20 protein-coding genes and 1 pseudogene are annotated in these 19265 nt (G+C 61.0%); 10 read left to right on the top strand and 11 right to left on the bottom strand.

The features are described from left to right. Positions 1-73 precede the first annotated feature (73 nt). Positions 74-1402, bottom strand: coding sequence for an amidase family protein (locus tag Q0908_RS13715; RefSeq protein ID WP_299285397.1), 1329 nt, complete (start codon positions 1400-1402; stop codon positions 74-76). Positions 1403-1482: 80 nt separating this feature from the next. On the opposite strand from Q0908_RS13715, the gene Q0908_RS13710 reads away from it, so the two are divergent. Further along, positions 1483-2709, top strand: a complete 1227-nt coding sequence (locus tag Q0908_RS13710) for an FAD-dependent monooxygenase (protein WP_299285394.1) — start codon at positions 1483-1485, stop codon at positions 2707-2709. A 34-nt stretch (positions 2710-2743) separates the two neighbouring features. On the opposite strand, the gene Q0908_RS13705 is transcribed toward Q0908_RS13710, so the two are convergent. The 4 genes from Q0908_RS13705 to Q0908_RS13690 are packed head-to-tail and all read right to left on the bottom strand — an operon-like array spanning position 2744 to position 5345. After that, positions 2744-2920, bottom strand: a complete 177-nt coding sequence (locus Q0908_RS13705) for a Trm112 family protein (protein ID WP_299285391.1) — start codon at positions 2918-2920, stop codon at positions 2744-2746. Next, the gene (locus Q0908_RS13700) at positions 2917-3558 is read right to left on the bottom strand and encodes an LON peptidase substrate-binding domain-containing protein (RefSeq protein WP_299285388.1); all 642 of its coding nucleotides are present in this window, start codon (positions 3556-3558) and stop codon (positions 2917-2919) included. Before Q0908_RS13700 ends, Q0908_RS13705 begins: the two co-directional genes overlap by 4 nt. Before the next feature lie 27 nt (positions 3559-3585). Then, a complete protein-coding gene (gene trxA, locus Q0908_RS13695) occupies positions 3586-4503 on the bottom strand; it encodes a thioredoxin (protein WP_299285384.1) in 918 nt (305 codons plus the stop codon). A 53-nt stretch (positions 4504-4556) separates the two neighbouring features. Continuing rightward, on the bottom strand, positions 4557-5345 hold the full coding sequence (locus Q0908_RS13690; protein ID WP_299285380.1) for an exodeoxyribonuclease III: 789 nt from the start codon (positions 5343-5345) through the stop codon (positions 4557-4559). A 289-nt stretch (positions 5346-5634) separates the two neighbouring features. Between Q0908_RS13690 and Q0908_RS13685 the strand changes: the two genes are divergently transcribed. Next, positions 5635-5841, top strand: a complete 207-nt coding sequence (locus tag Q0908_RS13685; RefSeq protein WP_005851393.1) for a cold-shock protein — start codon at positions 5635-5637, stop codon at positions 5839-5841. A 226-nt stretch (positions 5842-6067) separates the two neighbouring features. Here the strand turns inward: Q0908_RS13685 and Q0908_RS13680 are convergent, their stop codons facing one another. Continuing rightward, the gene (locus Q0908_RS13680) at positions 6068-6754 is read right to left on the bottom strand and encodes a response regulator transcription factor (protein ID WP_299285377.1); all 687 of its coding nucleotides are present in this window, start codon (positions 6752-6754) and stop codon (positions 6068-6070) included. A 188-nt stretch (positions 6755-6942) separates the two neighbouring features. Here Q0908_RS13680 and ribA point away from each other — a divergent pair, with 188 nt between their 5' ends. Further along, the gene (gene ribA, locus Q0908_RS13675) at positions 6943-8031 is read left to right on the top strand and encodes a GTP cyclohydrolase II (protein ID WP_299285374.1); all 1089 of its coding nucleotides are present in this window, start codon (positions 6943-6945) and stop codon (positions 8029-8031) included. A 34-nt stretch (positions 8032-8065) separates the two neighbouring features. Next, entirely contained in the window at positions 8066-8560 is a 495-nt protein-coding gene (locus tag Q0908_RS13670) for a L,D-transpeptidase family protein (RefSeq protein WP_299285462.1), read from the top strand. On the opposite strand, the gene Q0908_RS13665 is transcribed toward Q0908_RS13670, so the two are convergent. Both Q0908_RS13665 and Q0908_RS13660 read right to left on the bottom strand, forming a co-directional pair. Next, positions 8561-9217: a YggS family pyridoxal phosphate-dependent enzyme gene (locus Q0908_RS13665; protein ID WP_299285371.1), complete on the bottom strand. Its 657-nt coding sequence runs from the start codon at positions 9215-9217 to the stop codon at positions 8561-8563. Positions 9218-9343: 126 nt separating this feature from the next. Next, positions 9344-10402: a porin gene (locus tag Q0908_RS13660; RefSeq protein ID WP_299285368.1), complete on the bottom strand. Its 1059-nt coding sequence runs from the start codon at positions 10400-10402 to the stop codon at positions 9344-9346. Positions 10403-10652: 250 nt separating this feature from the next. Between Q0908_RS13660 and Q0908_RS13655 the strand changes: the two genes are divergently transcribed. From Q0908_RS13655 to holA, 4 genes are all read left to right on the top strand, one after another. After that, a complete protein-coding gene (locus Q0908_RS13655) occupies positions 10653-11153 on the top strand; it encodes a DUF3576 domain-containing protein (RefSeq protein ID WP_299285365.1) in 501 nt (166 codons plus the stop codon). A 90-nt stretch (positions 11154-11243) separates the two neighbouring features. Then, positions 11244-13781, top strand: a complete 2538-nt coding sequence (leuS, locus tag Q0908_RS13650; protein WP_299285362.1) for a leucine--tRNA ligase — start codon at positions 11244-11246, stop codon at positions 13779-13781. 2 nt (positions 13782-13783) lie between these two features. Then, entirely contained in the window at positions 13784-14251 is a 468-nt protein-coding gene (gene lptE, locus Q0908_RS13645; protein WP_299285359.1) for an LPS assembly lipoprotein LptE, read from the top strand. Continuing rightward, on the top strand, positions 14248-15249 hold the full coding sequence (gene holA, locus Q0908_RS13640; protein ID WP_299285356.1) for a DNA polymerase III subunit delta: 1002 nt from the start codon (positions 14248-14250) through the stop codon (positions 15247-15249). Before lptE ends, holA begins: the two co-directional genes overlap by 4 nt. 89 nt (positions 15250-15338) lie before the next feature. Here the strand turns inward: holA and Q0908_RS13635 are convergent, their stop codons facing one another. Beyond that, positions 15339-15776 carry a GFA family protein gene (locus Q0908_RS13635; protein WP_299285353.1) on the bottom strand — a complete coding sequence of 146 codons (438 nt, stop codon included), beginning with the start codon at positions 15774-15776 and terminating at the stop codon, positions 15339-15341. Between the two features lie 138 nt (positions 15777-15914). Between Q0908_RS13635 and Q0908_RS13630 the strand changes: the two genes are divergently transcribed. Continuing rightward, positions 15915-16505 carry a glutathione S-transferase family protein gene (locus Q0908_RS13630; RefSeq protein WP_299285350.1) on the top strand — a complete coding sequence of 197 codons (591 nt, stop codon included), beginning with the start codon at positions 15915-15917 and terminating at the stop codon, positions 16503-16505. A gap of 16 nt (positions 16506-16521) precedes the next feature. Here Q0908_RS13630 and Q0908_RS13625 read toward each other — a convergent pair whose 3' ends face one another. Continuing rightward, entirely contained in the window at positions 16522-17700 is a 1179-nt protein-coding gene (locus tag Q0908_RS13625; protein ID WP_299285347.1) for a TIGR03862 family flavoprotein, read from the bottom strand. Next, complete coding sequence (locus tag Q0908_RS13620; protein WP_299285344.1) at positions 17697-19028, bottom strand: mechanosensitive ion channel domain-containing protein; 1332 nt, start codon at positions 19026-19028, stop codon at positions 17697-17699. Before Q0908_RS13620 ends, Q0908_RS13625 begins: the two co-directional genes overlap by 4 nt. Before the next feature lie 75 nt (positions 19029-19103). On the opposite strand from Q0908_RS13620, the pseudogene Q0908_RS13615 reads away from it, so the two are divergent. Then, positions 19104-19244 (top strand): annotated as a pseudogene (locus Q0908_RS13615) (HNH endonuclease); the annotation flags it as partial. Positions 19245-19265: the final 21 nt, after the last annotated feature.

Below are 19265 nucleotides of genomic sequence, written 5' to 3'. Positions count from 1 at the left end.
ATGCCGGGGGGGAGTCCGCAAGGACGGGGGGCTGGCCCCCTTAAACATCGCGTCGCGGCACGCGTCCTTGGGATTACGCCAGTGCAGCCTCTGCCGCGACACCGACGCGCAGCAATGCCTCTTCGCAGTCAGGCGCACCCATCAGCATGATGCCGCAACTGGGCGTCCCCGTCGGCAAAGTCAGCGCGCAGATGCCCATCAGGTTGCCAATTCGGGTGTTGCGCAGAGCCAGCAGGTTCTCGGTCTTGTAATACGCGCTATCGGTGTTCAACCGCTCGAGGTTCGGAGGCAGGATCGGTGCCGTCGGCGCAAGGATGGCGTCAAACCCTGTGGCGGCGGCGTCCCAAGCGGCGCGCGCACCATCCAATTGCGCCCAAGCTGCATTATAATCCGGCGCGCTGAAAGCCCCTCCAAGGCGGAAGCGTTCCAGAATTTCGGAATACATCGCATCCGGATTGGCCTCGATCACATCGCGCCACAGCCCATAGACTTCACCGGGCAGCAAGGGGCCCGCGTTCTCCATCGCGCCGATAACTTCAGGCACTTCAAGGGGTTCGATGGTCGCCCCCGCCGCCTGCAACCGCTCAAGCGCGGAGTGATAGGCTGCCATTGGCGCGTCTCGGATATCCTCCAGAACCACCGTCTGAAGCGCCGCAAACCGCTTGCCACGCAGATCGGCACCGCGCAAATCAGCGGCACGCCCCCCTTCCAGAATGGCAAGCAGTGCGGCGGCATCCTCAACAGTACGGGTCAACGGGCCTACCGTGTCGAATTTGAGGCTCAGCGGCACACAGCCTTCTATCGAGATGCGACCAGCCGTCGTCTTCAACCCCACCATGTCATTCCAGGCCGCCGGAATGCGTACGGACCCACCCGTGTCAGACCCAATCGCCGCCGGGGCCAGCCCGAAGGCGACCGAAGCCGCCGCACCGGAGGATGACCCCCCAGGCACCGCCGCGTCATCATTCACGCAAGGCGGTGTCGCAGTTGAGGGGTTATAGCCCAACCCCGAAAACGCCAGCTCGCTCATGTGCGTTTTGCCCAGACAGACCAATCCCATAGCCGTGGCATTGCGCAAGGCAACCGCGTCCGTATCCGGCACGCGGCCCGCCAACAGCTTTGATCCCGCTTCGGTCCCGACCCCTGCGGTGTCAAACAGATCCTTCCAACTCACCGGCACTCCGTCAAGCGGCGACAAACGCGCGCACGCCTTTGCGCGGTCAGAAGCTGCCAGCGCTTCGGCCATGGCGCGATCTTCGGTCACCCGCGCATAGATGCGGTCGCGTAACGGATGGGCGTTGATGCGTTCGAAAAACGCATGCGCAAGGTTCACCGGATCAACCTCGCCCGCGCCAATGGCCCGCCCCAGATCACTTGCGCTTTTGCTCAACCACTCTTGCATCATATCCTCCGTCATTCAGGGTGACGGTAGCGACGTCGCAACGCATGGACAATCCTTGGGACACGGCCATATTGCGGAGCATGAGATATGACAGCGACATCCTGATCATCGGCGGCGGTCTTTCGGGGCCGATCCTTGCCATCGCGCTGGCTCAGACGGGGCACGACGTGACGGTGATTGACGCGCTTGACGAAAAGGTGCGCAAAAACGCTGCCTTTGACGGGCGCAGCTACGCGGTGGCGCTGACCTCGCAGCGCCTGCTCGACGGGATCGGCGTGTGGGACAGTATCGCAGAGCGGACCCAGCCCATCCTTGAAATCAAAGTGTCCGACGGGCGCGCGGGCCAAGGGCCTTCCCCCTTTTTCATGCACTTTGATCACGCCGAAATCGAAGAAGGGCCCATGGGTCACATGGTGCAGGACCGCCATCTGCGGCGCGCCTTGCTTGACGCCATGTCGGAAACGCCAGGTGTCACGCATCTGGCAGGTGAAACGGTGACCAGCCAGCACATCGGCGCAGGCGGCGCATCCGTGACGTTGGCCTCTGGCAAGACGTTGACCGGGCGGATGGTTGTCGGCGCCGATGGGCGTGGCAGCGGCACCGCCACGCGCGCGGGCATCAAGCGCACCGGGTGGGGATATGAACAAACCGCACTGGTTTGTGCCATCGCCCATGAACAGCCGCATCACGGCGTTGCGCACCAATTCTTCATGCCCTCCGGCCCGCTTGCGATCCTGCCCTTGCCCGGCAATGTGAGTTCCATTGTCTGGAGCGAAACGGCCCAGAATGCTACCGCTTTCGAGGCGCTGCCGGACGATGATTATCTGACCATGCTGCGCCCCCGCTTCGGCGATTTTCTGGGTGAGATCAGCCTTGCCGGGAAGCGCTTCAGCTATCCACTGTCCTTATCACTGGCCACCCATCTGGTGGCCGAGCGCGTGGCGCTGATCGGGGATGCGGCCCACGGCGTCCACCCCATCGCAGGTCAGGGTCTGAATGCAGGGATGCGCGATATTGCGGCACTGGCCGAAGTGATCACCGATGCCACCCGGCGCGGCGAAGACCTTGGCAGCGCGGCCGTTCTGGCCCGTTACGAGCAATGGCGGCGATTTGACAATACGGCACTCGCTGTCGCGACAGATAGCTTTAACAAGCTGTTTTCGAACGACAACGCGCTGGTGCGCGGTGTGCGTGACATTGGTATGGGGGTCATCAACGCCCTGCCAGGCCTGCGGCGCAGTTTTATCCGCGAAGCGGCAGGTTTGACAGGCGATTTGCCCCGTCTGATGAAAGGCCAATCCTTGTAGGCAGGGCGGACGACACGTCCGCCTTACGGGCGCGTCAGTCGATCTTGCGCGCTTCATCCACCAGCATGACCGGTATTCCGTTTCGGATCGGATAGGCCAGATGCGCACTGTCCGAGATCAACTCCTGCGCCGCCGCGTCATAGCGCAATGTCGCATGGGTCTGTGGGCAAATCAGCGCCTCCAGCATCCGGCGGTCCACATCTGTCGTCATTGCATCATATCCCCTTCACCGCCGCGCATCTCGAATTCGATCAGTGTCACCAACGTCTCGCGGCGCGTGCTGAGCGAGGGTGCTTCGAGCAGCGCCTGTTTGTCCTCAGGGTCGAAATCCAGCATCATCGAGAGCGAATTGATCAGCAATTCGTCGTCCGCTTCCTTGAGCGTTTCCCAATCGGCAGAGAGGGAGCGGGCGTCGAAGTATCGCCCCAACAAATCAAGGAACACGGGCCGATCAAAGCTGGTATCCTGTTCGGTGTTGCCCCGGTCCCGGTCAAACCCGTCCCAGTTCACGTCGCACTTGCGATAGGGCGTGAAGCCTTCGATTTCGTTCACCACCCGGAACCGGGAAATCCCCGATAGTGTGATCAGGTAACGATTGTCCTCGGTCTCGGAAAACTGCGTGATCCGGCCCGCACAGCCGATGGTGTGCAGTCCCGACCCGGACCGCCCTGCGACCTCGTTGGGTTGCACCATCCCGATCAGTCGCCCCGGCGTCTTGAGGGCGTCATCCATCATCTGCAAATAGCGCGGTTCAAAAATGTGGAGGGGCAACCGGGATCGCGGCAAAAGCAGCGCACCCGGCAGAGGAAATACCGGGATCGCTCCGGGAAGGTCATTCACCTTGATCATATAATGCGAGCTAGCCCGACAAGTGGCTCAGGCAAATATCATCGAGCTTAAACGCCGCCGCCCGTTCAATACGATCGGATCGTTGGGCTTGAGCGCATCAAACACGGTGAACAGTTGCGCCTTGGCTGCCCCGTCATTCCATTCCTTGTCCTTGCCAAAGATCGTCAGCAATTCCTCGACCGCTGCTTCGGCATCTCCACTTGCGTGCAGGGCCTGGGCCAGATCGAAACGCGCTTGCAGATCGTCCGGCGATGCCTCAACCGCCGCGCGCAATTCGGCTACCGGACCTGCATCCGCGGCCTGGCGCGCCAGTTGCAACTGGGCGTGCGCGGCCTCCAATTCAGGCGCGGTCGAGATTTCGGCAGGTGCCCCGTTCAGGATCGCCTCGGCCTGATCCAGATCGTCCATCGCGATATGGGCGCGCACGAGGCCACCATAGGCCCCGGCATGGGCCGGGTCTTCACCAAGGATCGCAGCAAAGGTTTGTGCGGCATCAACCGCCGCCCCTTCGGTCAACATTTCCTCAGCCGCCTCGACCGCGTCGTTCAGGCTGTCGCCGGGGGCCTCGCCGCCGGATGTCTTGATAACCCTGGCGATGAAAGCGGTGATTTCCGACCCGGGCTGCGCGCCTTGAAACCCATCGACCGGCTGCCCTTTCCAGAAGGCATAAACCGTGGGAATTGATTGCACCTGCAATTGGCCCGCGATCATCTGGGCCTCGTCCACGTTGATCTTGACCATCTTGACCGCGCCCTTAGCCGCCTTGACGGCATCCTCGAGCATTGGGCCCAACGTCTTGCACGGTCCGCACCAAGGGGCCCAGAAATCCACGATCACGGGCACGGTCTGGCTCATCTCGACGACATCGGCCATGAAGGTGGCCTCTGATCCATCCTTGATCAGGTCGGCATCAGCGGGCCCACTGGACAGTCCCAAATCAATCATCGTCTTATCCTCATTCTTGGCTTGGGGGTTATATGGCCCCCTGCGCCCCGGAATCAAAGGTCAAAGGTGGCAAAGACCGGGGCGTGATCGCTTGGCTTTTCCCAACCGCGCACATCGCGCAACACCCGGCTGGAGTGGGCGGCACCGGCAATGTCAGAGGTTGCCCACACGTGATCCAGGCGGCGCCCCTTGTCAGCGGCATCCCAATCCTTGGCGCGGTAGGACCACCAAGAGTAAAGCAAGCCTTCGGGGATATCCTTGCGGGTGATGTCGACCCAATCGCCCGCATCCTGCACCGCGTTCAGATGGTCCACTTCGATGGGCGTGTGGCTGACGATCTTGAGGAGCTGCTTGTGGCTCCAGACGTCATCATCGCGCGGGGCAATGTTGAGATCGCCGACGAGAATGGATTTCTCGGGCTTCGTGCTGCTGAAATGGTCGCGCATTTCAGTCAGGTAGTCGAGTTTTTGGCCAAACTTGATGTTCTTTTCTCGGTCAGGAATGTCGCCGCCTGCAGGAACATAGAAGTTGTGGATGGTGACCCCGTTTTCCAGACGGCCTGCGATGTGGCGGGCATGACCGAGGGATGCGAAGTCTTCGGCCCCCGCCTCTTCCATCGGCAGTTTGGACAGGATCGCGACGCCATTATAACCTTTGTCACCGCGCGCGACCATGTGGGTATAGCCAAGGGCGTTGAACCCGTCGCGCGGGATCTTGTCGACCGGGCTCTTGCACTCTTGAAGGCACAGAACGTCCGGCGCTTGTTCCTCAAGCAGCTTGAGGACAATCGGTTCGCGCAGGCGGACAGAATTGATGTTCCAGGTGGCGAGGGTGAAAGGCATAGGGGCAGGCTCCGGTCCGGGTAGGGCGGGCCGACCCTAGCCCGGCCCATGGGGCGGCACCAGCCCGAATGCGGCGCTTGGTGACGTGGTTTGGCATTGGCGGGAATGCGCCGCTTGCAATCGGGGGCGTACGTCACCCTTGCTATTGTAGGGCGCGGGGCCTATGTGGGCGGTGCGACGTTACCACTATCGACCTCACTGCTCCTTTCATCGGCTCAGTCTTGCGATCTTGTTCTGACTTTGCCGACCTGCCGCATCCTGCGGGCAGTACTTGAAAAGGAAAAATGACATGGCCACTGGTACAGTCAAATGGTTCAACACAACTAAAGGCTTCGGCTTCATCGCGCCCGACGGCGGCAGCAAGGACGTGTTCGTGCACATCTCTGCGGTTGAGCGCGCCGGCCTCACAGGTCTGGCAGACAACCAAAAAGTGACATTCGACATCGAAGCGGGCCGTGATGGTCGCGAAAGCGCGTCGAACATCGCATTGGCATAAGCCAAAGCTGGCCCAACACGGGCCACCAGGAACTCCAGAAAGGCGCATCCAACCGGGTGCGCCTTTTTCCGTATCCAGTGATCGGGCAAAAAAAGACCCGGGCACGCGGCCCGGGCAAGTCCAACAGGGAGGTGCATGTTCTGCCGCAGCGCGGCCCCGACATGCGCGGGTGTCTGGATATGAACATGGATCGGCGCAAAAGGTTCCGCACTGATCCAGATCAATGTCAGGCCATCAAACGATACCCACCGGATTCGGTCACAAGAAGGCGGGCGTTTGACGGATCTGGTTCAATTTTCTGGCGCAAACGGTAGATATGGGTCTCGAGCGTGTGCGTCGTCACACCCGCATTATAGCCCCACACTTCGTGCAAAAGCACGTCGCGCGCCACAACGCCTTCGGTCGAGCGATAGAGGAACTTGAGGATGTTCGTCTCTTTCTCGGTCAGGCGGATTTTCTTGTCGTCCTCGGTGATCAGCATCTTGACCGACGGCTTGAAGGTGTATGGCCCAAGGGTGAACACCGCGTCCTCGGATTGCTCGTGCTGGCGCAGTTGCGCGCGGATACGGGCCAGAAGGACGGGGAATTTGAAGGGCTTGCTGACATAGTCATTCGCACCGGCATCAAGGCCCAGAATGGTATCGGCGTCGGTGTCGTGCCCGGTCAGCATGAGAATCGGGGATTTAACACCCTGCTTGCGCATCACCCGGCACAATTCGCGACCGTCCGTATCAGGCAGACCGACATCAAGGATCACGAGATCATAGATCGCTTCCTTGGACTTGACCAACGCGTCCTGACCGTTGCCCGCTTCAAAGACATCAAAGTCCTCGGTCATGATAAGTTGTTCGCTCAGCGCCTCGCGCAGATCTTCGTCATCATCGACCAGCAGAATCTTCTTCAGTTGTGCCATCGGTCCCGTCTCCCTCTCATGTCGGAGACGCGGTCCCCGGCTTCGTGTTGAGGAATAGATGAGGGTTAGCAACGGTTTGGGCAAGTTTTCACGGTTTGTCTCACGTCCATGTGTGGCCATCACGGCAATTGTTTCAATTCCGGGGGGTTTTGCGTATGTCGGGTGTAACGGATCTTGGATTTTGTAACATGGGCCTCGCTCCCGACATCATCGAAACGCTCGCGCGCGCACGTGCTGACCTACGCATGGGTGTGCCCGTGGTGCTTTTGGGCACGCCAAGCGTCGTGGTGGTTCCCGTCGAAACACTGTCAGCACAGCGGTTGGCCGCACTGCGTGCGCTGGACGGGGACAGCGTTCTGGCCCTGAGCGGGCGGCGTGCCGAGACGCTGAAGGCGCGTGCCTATGACGGTGAGGTCGCCCGGATCGCGCTGCCGGGGGATGCTACATTGGCTTGGTTGCAGGCGCTCGCAGACCCGGCAGATGATCTCAATACGCCGATGAAAGGCCCGCTCAACAGTGTGCGCGGCGGTGATGCGACCCCCCATAGAACGGCCATCCAATTGTGCAAATCGGCCCGATTGCTGCCTGCGGCCCTGTGCGCACAGGTGACGGATGGTCTTGGGGTGGCAATGGAATACGGGCTGACGGCGGTATCGCTCGCGCTTGTGGTGCCGTTGATGACGACCGGGAGCCCGTTGCATCCGGTTGTGCATGCTCGCCTGCCGATTGAGGCGTCCGAGGCCGGACGGCTGCATGTGTTCCGCCCGGAGGATGGCGGCGAGGAACATTACGCTATCGAGATCGGGCGCCCCGACAGACGTATGCCCGTGCTGGCCCGTCTGCATTCGGCCTGCTTCACCGGCGATGTGATGGGCAGCCTCAAATGCGACTGTGGTCCGCAATTGCGCGGTGCCTTGGCCCAGATGGGCGCGGAAGGCACCGGCGTGCTGTTATACCTCAACCAAGAGGGGCGGGGCATCGGTCTGGCCAACAAAATGCGAGCCTATGCGTTGCAGAACCAGGGCTTTGATACGGTCGAGGCCAATCATCGGCTTGGATTTGAAGATGATGAGCGCGACTTTCGCCTCGGCTCCGATATTCTGACGTCACTGGGGTTTTCCGCCGTCCGCCTGCTGACCAACAACCCCGCCAAGGTGGCCATGATGGAGGCGAGCGGCCTGCAAGTGGCCGAGCGCGTTCCTTTGAAAGTGGGCGAAAACCGGTTTAACCACGATTATCTGGCGACCAAAGCCGCCAAGTCCGGGCACTTGCTGTGACAGGGGCGCACGACATGTGCGCCTTACGTGCTCTGTGACCCCTTACGATCTGATCTTGTGCCCGCGTGGTCTGCGGTTTGCTGGCCGTCTGTTTCCCTGCACCATCGGACGCGGCGGCATCTCTGCGCGCAAGCAAGAGGGCGACGGGGCGACACCGACTGGCGCCCACCGGATCGTCGGGATGATCTTTCGCCCGGATCGGATCGCGCGCCCGACAGATTGGGCAGTTCCGATACGGCCCGGCGATCTGTGGTCTGATGATCCACAAGCCGAGAACTACAACCACATGGTCCGGGCACCTTATGCGCACAGCCATGAAAAACTGCGGCGCGCGGACCCTCTGTATGATCTGGTGATCCTGACCGATTGGAACTGGCCTTATGCGGTGCCGGGGCGCGGTTCCGCCATCTTTATCCATCGCTGGCGGCGTCCCGGATACCCGACCGAAGGGTGCATCGGCCTTGATCCACAGCATTTGGCCTGGATTGCACCACGGATCACTTATCAGACACGGCTGATCGTGCGCTGATCAGCCCTGCGGCTGGCGCGCTCCGAATATGGCAGACCCGACCCGCACATGCGTCGCCCCAAGCGCAATGGCTGAGGCAAAATCCGAACTCATCCCCATCGACAGCCCCGACAGACCATTGCGCGCTGCGATCTTGGCAAGCAGCGCAAAATGCAGCGATGGCTCTTCGTCGACGGGGGGGATGCACATCAAACCCTGCACAGGCAGATCAAGGGCGCGGCACTCGGCCACAAACGCATCGGCTTCGCGGGGCGGGACGCCTGCCTTTTGGTCTTCTTCCCCGGTGTTGACCTGAATGAACAGATCGGGGCATTGGCCCATTTCCTGCGCCAAACGGGCAATTGTCTTGGCGAGTTTGGGGCGATCAACGGCGTGGATGGCCTGACACAGTTCCATCGCTTGACGGACCTTGTTGGATTGCAGCGGGCCGATCAGGTGGACGTCAATATCGCCATAGGTCTCGCGAAACTCCGGCCACTTGCCAGCGGCCTCCTGCACCTTGTTTTCACCAAAGACGCGGTGGCCCTGATCCAGAACAGCGGCCACGCGGTCATTGGGCTGTACCTTGCTGACAGCGATCAAAGTGACAGAACCGGGGGCCCGCCCCGCTTTGGCCTCGGCGTCGGCAATGTGCTGGGTGATTTCGCTGAGAGACATGGCGGGCACCTTTGACTGTCGTAAGCTGTGGCACCGAGTTAGCACCCCACTTCAGCGGACAAAAGGGGCGCAAACGAAAAGGGGCGAGCCAAAGGCCCGCCCCAAAACTTCAGATGTGTTCAACTATTAGAAGTTGAAGACCACACCGAGGTCAGCGATTGTGTCGCCGTCTGTCGCTTGGCCGACACCGCCGCGCAGGGACACGCCGCCACCCAGACCGTGCTGGAAGCCGATTGCGTAGACTTCGTCGTCACCGTCAACACCGTTGTCAGCAAAAGCGAAACGGATGTCTGTGGCGGCGCCAACGTCGTACTTGACCGAGAAACCGTACGATGTGTCGTCGTTTTTCTCGTAGTCAGCGATCAGGATCGAGAAGGCAAATGCGCCCAGCTCACCGTCGAAGGACACAGCCCAGAAGTCAAAGTCTTCGTTGGTGTTGACTGTCGATGTCAGAACGCCGTCAACAACGGAGCTCGCGACAACGTCGCCGTCTTCGTTACCGTAAGCCACACCAACCGAGTAGTTGCCGAAGCTGTAGCCGACACCGATTTGGTACTCGTCACGCGATGTTGTTGTGGTGTTCTCCAGCGTACCACCGGCAGCAACGATTGTGCCGTCGGATGCAAGCAATTCACCGTCGCTGATGGCCGCAGATGTTGCCGAGATTTCGGAGTCATCTGTGATCGAAGCCGACACAGTGAAGTCACCCATTTGGTAACGCAGTTTCACTGTTGGTGCGACTTCTGTGTCATCCGAGGATGTACCGAAGCCGGAAGCTGGCAGACCGAAGCCCGACGACTGTTCAGCGAACGATGTCAGACCAACGCCGTAACCGTAGTAGTTCACAACGTCACCGGAGTCGATCACGTCGGAGACTTGGCCCACGTCCAAGCGGAAGCCACCTGTCGAAACAGCAAAACCAGCTGCCGACCGGTTGGCCAGGCCGGAAGCGCCATTGACGTTGTCGTCTGTCTGGAAACGGATACGACCTTCGAATTCCAGGCCGTTGTCCGACGTGGTTGTGCCGGTTGCTGTCAGACGGAAACGCTGTTCCACCCGTACATCTTCATCCGCACCATCATCATAGAACAAGCCAAAACGACCGAAGCCGCCAAAGCTGATTTCCGCTGCTGCCATGCCGGTTGTGGCGATCAGAGCGGTTGTAGCAAAGAGAACTTTTTTCATGAGTTTTCCCTCGGTTTTCAATTCACACGCCCTAACCGGGGAATCCGGTGAGGGGATGAGTGGTGTTTCACTCATTTGACCGCACACCTCAAGCAGCGCATGAACCCGCACCTTAATTCCACCATGGTTGGTGCAGCTTTGCCACAGTCTGTTTGACGCTCTCTATAGGCACCCATCGCGTCTGCGCCTTGCGGGGTTAAATCAACTTGTCTATCACAGGCGCAAAGAATTGACGTTGTGGGGCAGTTTCATGGGTATTTTCAAGTCTACAGGGCGCTTTACGCGGCACGCGCTGCTTTTGACTGCCGTGGGTGCAATGGCGGGATGCGGGCAACCCATCACATCTCGGGGCTCGACCGATATCGACACCGACAGTGATATTGCCCTCAGTCGGCAGGGTGCGGGCGGCACGACCCTGGGCGAGGCGCTGCGCGCGCGCCGGAATCAGGAAGCAGTCGTCAGCGTCAACAAATACATCTGGTCCGCTTCGATCCAGGTTTTGGACTTTCTGCCCATCCAGACGGTCGATCCGTTTACCGGCGTGATCGTGACTGGATTCGGAACACCACCCGGTGGTGGACGCGCATATCGCGCCACGGTGCTGATCAGTGACCCCGCCCTTGATGCCCGGTCGCTGAACGTCGCCCTACAAACCCGCAACGGCCCGGCCAGCGCCGCCGCTGTGCGCGCCGTCGAGGATGCGATCCTGACCCGCGCCCGTCAGTTGCGCATTGCCGACAACCGGCTCTAGCCCCTTTTCGCGCCTTCTATTCCACACTATGACAAGCGCCGGGCCCACCAGCCCGGCGTTTTCATGTCCAAGATCAGGATCAGTTCTCACATGCCCACCTATTCCCCGTCCGAGATCGAAGCCCACTGGCAAAAGGCGTGGGACGAGGCCGATGTGTTCAAGGCCCGCCGCAGCGCGGACAAGCCGAAATACTACGTCCTCGAGATGTTTCCCTATCCGTCGGGGCGCATACACATGGGACACGTGCGCAACTACACGATGGGCGACGTGATCGCACGCTACAAGCTTGCCACGGGCCACAACGTCCTGCACCCGATGGGCTGGGATGCCTTTGGAATGCCTGCCGAAAATGCGGCCATGGCCATCGGCGGTCACCCCAAGACCTGGACCTATGATAATATCGCCGACATGCGCGGCCAGATGAAGCCTTTGGGCCTGTCCATCGACTGGTCGCGCGAATTCGCGACCTGTGACCCTGAATATTACGGCCAGCAGCAATCGCTGTTCCTCGACTTCCTTGAGGCCGGTCTTGTCTATCGAAAGAACGCGCAGGTGAACTGGGATCCGGTCGATATGACCGTGCTCGCTAATGAGCAGGTGATCGACGGCAAAGGCTGGCGTTCGGGTGCGGAGGTTGAGCGGCGCGAGCTGACCCAGTGGTTCTTCAAGATTTCGGACATGGCGGGCGAGTTGAAATCCGCCCTTGACGGGCTCGACAATTGGCCCGCCAAGGTGCGGCTGATGCAGGAAAACTGGATCGGTGAGAGCCGCGGGATCGACATCCCCTTTGTGCGCACCGATGGCGCAGGTACGATCCGCTGCTATTCCACGCGCCCCGACACCATGCGCGGCGCGTCCTTCATCGCAGTGTCACCCGATCATCCTGTGGCCAAGGCACTTGAGGCGGACAACCCCGACCTTGCCGCATTTATCGATGAGTGCCGCAAGATGGACACGACCGAAGCGGCTATGGAAAAGGCCGAAAAGAAGGGGATCGACACCGGCCTGCGCGTCAAACACCCCGTCTATGACGGCGTGGAGCTGCCCGTCTGGATCGGCAACTTCGTGTTGATGGACTATGGCACCGGTGCGGTCTTTGGCTGTCCGGCCCATGATCAGCGCGATCTGGACTTTGCCCGCAAATACGGCCTGCCCGTGCGCAACGCCTTTCACATGCCCGGCAATCCGGTTGAGGTTGAAGCCGAAGTACTTGTGCCCGCCAAGACCGAAACCGTTGTCTATATCGACCACTTCGCGGGTATCACCGAAACCACCAGCCAGCATGGCATCGACGCGACCATCGACTATTTCGAGGCGCACGAACTGGGCGTGGGTCAGACCCAATATCGCCTGCGCGACTGGGGTCTGTCGCGCCAACGCTATTGGGGCTGCCCCATTCCCGTCGTGCATTGCGACGACTGCGGCGTAGTCTCCGAGAAGAAAGAGAACCTGCCGGTTGAGTTGCCTGACGATGTGACCTTTGACGTGCCCGGTAACCCGCTGGACCGCCACCCCACATGGCGCGACACGTCCTGCCCGTCCTGCGGCAAACAAGCCAAGCGTGAGACGGACACGATGGACACCTTCGTGGACAGTTCGTGGTATTTCGCCCGCTTCACAGCGCCTCGTGCCGACACACCCACGATCAAGGAAGACGCCGAATACTGGATGAATGTGGACCAATATATCGGTGGGATCGAGCACGCGATTCTGCACCTGCTCTATTCCCGCTTCTTTGCACGCGCGATGGAGATCACCGGCCACCTGCCCAAATCCGCAGTTGAACCGTTCGATGCGCTGTTCACCCAAGGCATGGTCACGCATGAGATTTATCAGACGAGGGACGCTAAGGGGCGCCCCGTTTATCACCTGCCCGATGATGTCACCGACGGCAAACTCAGCGATGGCACCGAGGTCGAAATCATCCCCTCTGCCAAAATGTCCAAGTCGAAAAAGAACGTGGTCGACCCGCTTGGGATTATCGCAAGCTACGGCGCTGACACCGCGCGCTGGTTCGTGCTGTCCGACAGCCCGCCCGAACGGGATGTGGAATGGACAGCCTCGGGGGCCGAGGCTGCCTACAAACACCTCGCGCGCGTCTGGAACATCTGCGACCGGATCAGCGCGATGGACACCGACGCCTCAGGGACAGGCGATGACGACCTGCTGCGCGCCATGCACAAGACGATCAATGACGTCACGCTCGGGGTCGAATCCTTTGGGTTCAACGCCGCCATTGCCAAGCTCTATGGCTTTACCGCGACCTTGCAGAAATCCAAGGCCAGCCACGCAGCTCAACGCGAGGCGATTATGACGCTCGCGCAACTCATGGCCCCTATGACACCGCACCTCGCCGAAGATATCTGGGCCCACCAAGGCGGCGAGGGTCTGGTCACGACCGCACCCTGGCCTGTGGCGGACGAAAAAATGCTGGTCTCCGACACTGTGACCCTGCCGATCCAGATCAACGGCAAACGGCGCGGCGAACTGACAGTGGCCGCAGACCTCGACAAAGCAGAGGTTGAAAAGCAGGCGCTCGCGACCCAAGCTGTGCAAAAGGCGCTTGATGGCGGCACCCCCAAGAAGGTGATCGTCGTGCCCGGGCGCATCGTCAACGTGGTGATCTGAACATGCACTGGCTCAAAACCGTTCTGCTTTGCCTGACGCTCGCGGCCTGCGGGTTTGAACCGGTCTATGGGCCTGGCGGGGCGGGCACGGCCTTGCAAAATCGGGTTCAGATTGACCCGCCCAATGACCGCGAGGGGTTCTTGCTGGTCCAGCGGCTTGAAGAACGGTTGGGGCGCGCGGGCGATCCGGCCTATCGGCTGGCGGTCAACCTGTCGGCGGGGCTGCAATCGCGGGCCATCGACCCTGATGGGGATGTGCGGCGGTTTCACCTGATCGGCGCTGCAGCCTACACGCTTACCGATTCGGGCACAGGGGCCGTGATACGCTCGGATCAGGTGAACAGTTTCGTCGGCTATTCCGCAACGGGCACCAACGTCGCAACCGTGGCTGCACAACGCGACGCCACACAACGGCTCATGACGATCCTCGCGGACCAGATCGTGTTGCAACTGCAAGCCAGCGATCTGTGAAACTCTCGGCCGGACAATCCGCCAGCTACTTTGCCAAACCTGATGCTGAGGCAGCGGGTCTGTTGATCTTTGGCGCGGACGGGATGCGTATCGCGCTCAAGCGGCAGCAAGTCGTCGCCGCTCTGATCGGCCCACGGGGTGAAGAAGAGATGCGGCTGACCAGGATGGCTGCCAGCGAGGTACGCAAGGACCCCGCGCTCTTGCTGGATGCGGTCAAGGCCATCGGATTTTTTCCCGGCCCGCGCGTGGCGCTGATCGAGGACGTGAACGAAATCACAGGGCCCATCGTCATCGACGCCCTGGCCGCGTGGGCACCGGGTGACGCGCAGATCATCGCGACCGCCGGCAACCTCAAACCCACCTCGAAACTGCGCAAGGCGTTTGAGGGACACGCGTCCGCCTATGCGGTCGGCATCTACGACAATCCTCCGACCCGGGACGAGATTGAGCGTGACCTCAAGGCCGCGGGCATCACTGACGCCCCGCAGGACGCGATGCATCTACTCATGGATTTGGCGCGTGACCTCGAACCAGGGGATTTTCGCCAGACGCTGACCAAGATCGGGCTCTACAAGCTCAACGACAACACCCCGCTTAATGCCGATGACATCGCCGCCTGCGCGCCGGTCTCAATCGAGGCGGACGTGGACGATGTGCTGCTGGTCGTGGCGGATGGGCAGGCCGCGGCCATCGGCCCCGTCATGCAGCGCCTGCAAGCGCAAGGGGTGAACGCCGTCACCTTATGCATCGGGGCAATGCGACACTTTCGAACATTGCACCGCGCAGCGACAGATACCTCAGGGCGGCCCCAGATTTGGGGGCCGAACCGGGACAAGATGATGGCGCAGGCCCGCGCGTGGGGTCCGATCAAGCTGGAAACAGCCCTGACCGAGCTGACAGACACAGATTTGCAACTACGCTCGGCAGGCCAACATGCGCCCGCCCTGGCGCTGGTGGAACGGACATTCATCCGGTTGGCGATGCTGGCCCGGCGCTGAGACCCGCAAATTTCTTTTGACCAAAAATACCTTGGGGGAGGCCGCGGGCAGGGGGCAAAGCCCCCCAAAAGGTTTCCTCTGGGCTTTGATCAGTCAGGCACAACTCCACCAAAGAGGTCCACCACCTGCGCTTCGGTCATCAGCGTCCGCCCCTCGCCCGCAAAGGCGTAAGCCTCCGGTTTGCGGTCGATATAGATCTCGCTGTTAAAGGTCAGATCAGACACATCATCCAACGTCCCCAACCCCACATGCATCTCGCCCTTCATGGGACCATCGGCGGTCACCCGATAAAACACGCTCGACCCGCACAGCTTGCAAAACACCCGCTCGGCCCATGGGGACGAGGCATAGGCCGTCAGGTTCTCGGCACCCTTTATGTCCAGCCCGCCTTCGGGCACGGCCACGCTCATGAACACGCCCCCTGACCACTTGCGACACATCCCGCAATGGCACGCACCCGTTTCCGATAGGGGCGCGGTGACGTTGAAGGACACCGCACCACACATGCACGAACCAGAATGAGGCATAGCGAACTCCCGAAAAACCGCTCTGTTGTCTGAGCCTATACAATAGCGCGCAATGGTGACAGCTTCTGTCATCGGCTTGCGTCCGGCACGCCACACTGCAATCGTGCGCATCACAGCCCTCAGCCGAAAGGACACCCCATGTACCGCGTCATCGGAACCGTCAAAAGCCGTGCCTTTCGGGTCATGTGGATGCTCGACGAACTGGGTCAGGACTACGAGGTCACGCCAGCCGCCCCCCGCTCGGACGAGGCGCGCGAGTATAATCCGTTGGGAAAGATCCCGGCCTTGGTCGATGGCGACAACGTGCTGACCGACAGTGTCGCGATCATGACCTACCTAGCGGACAAACACGGCAAACTGACCGCCCCTGCTGGCACCCCCGAACGCGCACGGCAGGATGCGATGACCCTGTGGCTCATCGACGAAATGGATGCCATCCTCTGGACCTATGCGAAACACAGCTTTGTTCTGCCCGAGAAACTGCGCGCGGCAGAAGTCAAACCTACTCTGAAAAAGGAATTCGCGCGCACCGCCGACACCTTCGCCGCATCGCTCGATGCTGCGGGCGAATTTATCATGGGCGATCAGATCACGCTGCCGGATCTTCTGGCGGTCCATTGTTTCGGATGGGCGTTCGGAGCGGGCTTCCCGCCAATCCCCGAGACGGTCAAGGCCTATACGAAACGCTTGCGTGCCCGCCCCGCATTTCGCGCAGCCGCCGCACACTGATGCCGTAAGGCGGTCCTTAGCCCGCCAACCAGTCCACCACCCCGCGCCCCGCGTGACGGCCCGTCGCAAGGCACGCGGTCAGCAGATAGCCGCCCGTCGGGGCCTCCCAATCCAGCATTTCACCGGCGCAAAATACCCCCGGCACGGCCCGTAGCATCAAATCAGGGCCAAGCGCATTTGCATGCACACCCCCTGCGGTCGAGATCGCCTCGTCCAGCGGGCGCAAGCCCACATGGGTCACAACCAGCTTTTTCAGCCGCCGCGCCGTCGCCACATCCCCTTCGGGCCATGGACGCCCCCACTCCTGCGCCAGCGCGATCTTGAGCGGATCGAGCTTCAGCACCTTGCGCAGATGGTTGGCAAAACTCGTCTTGCCACGCGGGCGCGCGAGACGCGCGGCAACCTCGTCCACGCTGAGATCCGGCAGCAAGTCGACAAACAGCCGCGCGCCCTCGCGCACACCACGTGACACCGAATAAAGACCACCGCCTTCAAGCCCACGCCGCGACACGACGCCTTCGCCCCGACTGCGATAATCGCCTGCTCGCCAAGTCACACCTTTGAGAGGCTTGCCCAAATGGCTGTCCATATGCGGCGACCACTCAACCCAAATGGCTGCATTGGCGGGGGCAAACGGGCTGAGGTTCACGCCCGCCCCTTCCAGTGTCTGCGCCCATGCGCCGTCCGATCCCAACCGCGCCCAGCTTGCGCCACCAAGGGCGAGCACCACAGCATCACATGCCACGCTTTGCGGCCCCTCGGGGGTGTCAAACCGCAGGGCCTCCCCCTCCCATCCGGTCCAGGACCAGCGGGTTTTCGACACAACGCCAAGGCTATCCAGCCGCGCCAACCACGCGCGCAGCAAAGGCGAGGCTTTCATCGCGCGGGGAAAAACACGCGCCGTGGTGCCCGTGAACATCTCCTGGCCCAGCCCCTCGGCCCAAGCGACAATGGCATCGCTGTCGAATGCAGAGACGGCTGGCTGCAACCAAGGGGCCGCATCCGAGTATCCCTGCATCAAATCGGGCAATGCCGCCGCATGGGTCAGGTTCAAGCCCGACTTGCCCGCCATCAGAAACTTGCGGCCCAAGGACGGTTTGGCCTCGTAGATCGTCACCGCCAACCCGGCCTCGGCCATCACTTCGGCGGCCGCCAACCCCGCCGGGCCGCCGCCGATCACTGCCACTTGTTTCATTCGGCGCGTGTCCGCAACTCGCCCGTCAACTCCACCGTGCGGTGCGGATATGGGATGATGATGTCATTGGCCTTGAGCGCGTTCCAGATCAGGAACAGCACGTCAGATGTGTATTTGTTGGGCCCATCATCGATCCCATTCACCCAGAACTCGACCGCGAAATCGATGCCGCTGTCGCCGAACCCGCGCAACTCACAATCAGGCGGATAGGGGCTGTCGAGCACTTCGGGATGCGTGGCCACCGCCGCTTCGATCATGGCCGGGATGGCGTTGATATCCGTGTCATAGCTCACCGAAAATGGGGCCTCGTACCGGTTCGCCGACCCGCTGTCGGAGTAGTTGACAACGCGGGTGGTGATGAAATCCTCGTTCGGGACGACGATCCAGCGCCCGTCATAGGTCTCAAGGATCGCGGCGCGCGCGGTCATCTTCACGATGGTTCCCGACTCGCCGCCATCGAGCTCGACATAATCGCCAACGGTCGCCTGGCCTTCGACCAGCAGGATCACGCCAGAGATAAAATTCGATGCGATCTTTTGCAGGCCAAACCCAAGGCCGACACCGATGGCCCCGCCCAAGACGGCCAAGGCAGACAGGTTGATGCCCATGATGTTCATCAACACGAGGAAGGCGACGCCAAAGATCAGGAACTCGACCGCTTTAGTCACCAGTTGGCGCAGCGAGGGCCGCATTTCTTCCTGCTTTTGAATGAACTCGTTTGATTGCGAGTTTGACCACTGCCCCAGCCAGAAAATGACGCCCGCAACAGTGACGAATTGCAGTAACCACAACAGGTTGAACGACAGGTTGCCAAGCGGGATGACCGTCGCTTCAAGCTGGACCATCGCCGGAGTCAGCAGACCCACCGCATAAAGCGCGGCAATCGGGATCAGGACATAGCGGCCAAGCAGTTTGAGGAACGGATCGGCGATGATATCGCGCACCAACGCCCGCACCGCCAGGAACATGAACACGCGCTTGCCAAAGGCGATGACCGCACCGGAATCAAAGATCGAGCGGATGATCGCCTCGCCCACGGCTGTGAACATATAGGCCAGCAAGGCAAGCATGAGCGGCAGGAATTGCGCGACGAACCGACGGGCCTTGGCAATCACGGTAGTGCTTGGGCCCGGATCAAGAAGCTCGGCCAATGCCGGTCGCGCCCGGCGCGTCACCAGAACCGCAATGACATAGGCCACGATCAGTACGCCAAACTGGGACCATGCCGCCGGGCTCAGCAGCCACGTCAGCGCCAATTCCCACGCTTGAATGGCATAGCCTGCGATCGTCTGCACAATCTCCGGCTGGCTTTCCAGATCAAACTCCACGCCCCGCCCCCTTGTCCAATGCACGTCGTGGACCAATTGTCATGCCAAGCCCCATCCGCGCAAGGGATCACGCCCATGTCCGATCCAAAGACCGTCCCCCTGTGCCCGCTTTGCCGACGCCCCATCCCGGCAGATGCCCCGCAAAGCCTGCATCACCTGATCCCCAAGCTGAAAGGTGGCAAAGGCGGGCCAACGGTGCTGTTGCACCACATCTGCGGCCTTATGTATCAAACGCAC

The sequence above is a fragment of the uncultured Tateyamaria sp. genome (assembly GCF_947494755.1).
Classification (GTDB): domain Bacteria; phylum Pseudomonadota; class Alphaproteobacteria; order Rhodobacterales; family Rhodobacteraceae; genus Tateyamaria.
The sequence above is the reverse complement of the archived record's forward strand: the minus strand, read 5'-3'. Positions and strand labels throughout refer to the sequence as shown.